Annotated in this window: 1 protein-coding gene and 1 pseudogene; both read left to right on the top strand. The window is 66.0% G+C overall.

Annotated elements, in window-relative coordinates:
• A partial coding sequence (locus AC1D00_RS41290) for an Orn/Lys/Arg family decarboxylase (RefSeq protein WP_477014665.1) occupies positions 1-1,143 on the top strand: 1,143 nt, incomplete at its 5' end.
• Positions 1,144-1,149: 6 nt separating this feature from the next.
• Positions 1,150-1,341 (top strand): annotated as a pseudogene (locus AC1D00_RS41295) (GNAT family N-acetyltransferase); the annotation flags it as partial.

Raw genomic sequence — 1,341 nt, forward strand, 5'->3', positions numbered from 1 at the left:
ATCAAGGACCGTCACATCCGCGGCCAGAAGCGGCGGGTCGAGCACCGCCGCTTCAACGAAAGCTTCATGCAGCACGCCTCGACCTCGCCGTTCTACCCGCTGTTCGCCTCGCTCGACGTCGGCGCGCAGATGATGAAGGGGCGTTCCGGCGAGGTGCTGTGGGACGACACGATCCGGCTCGGCATCGAGCTGCGCAAGAAGATCCGCGCAATGCGCCGGGAGTTCGAGGAGAAGGAGCAGAACCCGGACCGCCGCTGGTTCTTCGAGCCCTTCGTGCCGGATCGCGTCGCCATCCCCGATGTCAGCCGTCCCGGCGCCGCCCACAATGTCGCCTGGGAAACGCTCTCGACCGACGAGCTCGCGACCAATCCCGCCTTGTGGCAGCTCTCCCCGGATACCAACTGGCACGGCTTTCCCGATCTCGCGGAAGGCTTTGCCATGACCGATCCGAACAAGCTGACGCTGCTCACGCCCGGCTTCGATCGCACCACCGGCGCCTATGCCGAGCACGGCATTCCCGCCCCCGTGGTCGCGCAATATCTGCGCGAAAACCGCATCGTGCCCGAGAAGAACGACCTCAACTCGCTGCTCTTCCTGCTCACCCCCGGCGTCGAGGCGAGCAAGGCCGGCACGCTGATCTCCGGCCTCGTCGCCTTCAAGAGGCTGCACGACGACAATGCGTTGCTGGCGGACGCGATCCCGGAGTTCCATCAGCGGCGGCAGGCACGCTATGCCGGCGTGCGGCTACGCGACCTCTGCGGCGAGATGCACCGCTTCTTCCGCGCCGCCGATGTCAGCGCGCTGCAGGCGCGGCAGTTCATGCCCGAGCACATGCCTGAGATCGCGATGTCGCCCCGCGATGCCGCGCGCTATTTGTTCCGCAACGATGTCGATTATCTGCCGATCGAGGCGATCGCGGGCCGCATCGCCACCACGCCCTTCGTGGTCTATCCGCCCGGCATCGCCACCATCGTGCCCGGCGAGCGGCTGACGGAACGGGCCAAGCCCATGGTGGACTATCTCAAGATGTTCGAGACCTGCTTCAACACGTTCCCGGGCTTCGACGTCGAAATCCAGGGCGTCTACAAGGAGGTCGATGCGAATGGCCGCATCGGGCTCTATACTTACGTCGTTGCCGAGTAGGTGCCGATGACCGAAACAGCCGCAATCCGCGCGGATGACGAGCCGGTCCTGGTCCGCCCCTCACGCGAGAGCGATGTCGAGGCGATGCTGGCGATCTACCGCCATCACGTCCGCAACGGGGTGCCGCGCGATGTCGAGGGAACCGGCGCGCCGGAGCCGGACGATCTGCGCGACCGGCGCAAGAACCTGAAGCAGACC

Source organism: Bradyrhizobium sp. P2_E8 (assembly GCF_056403875.1).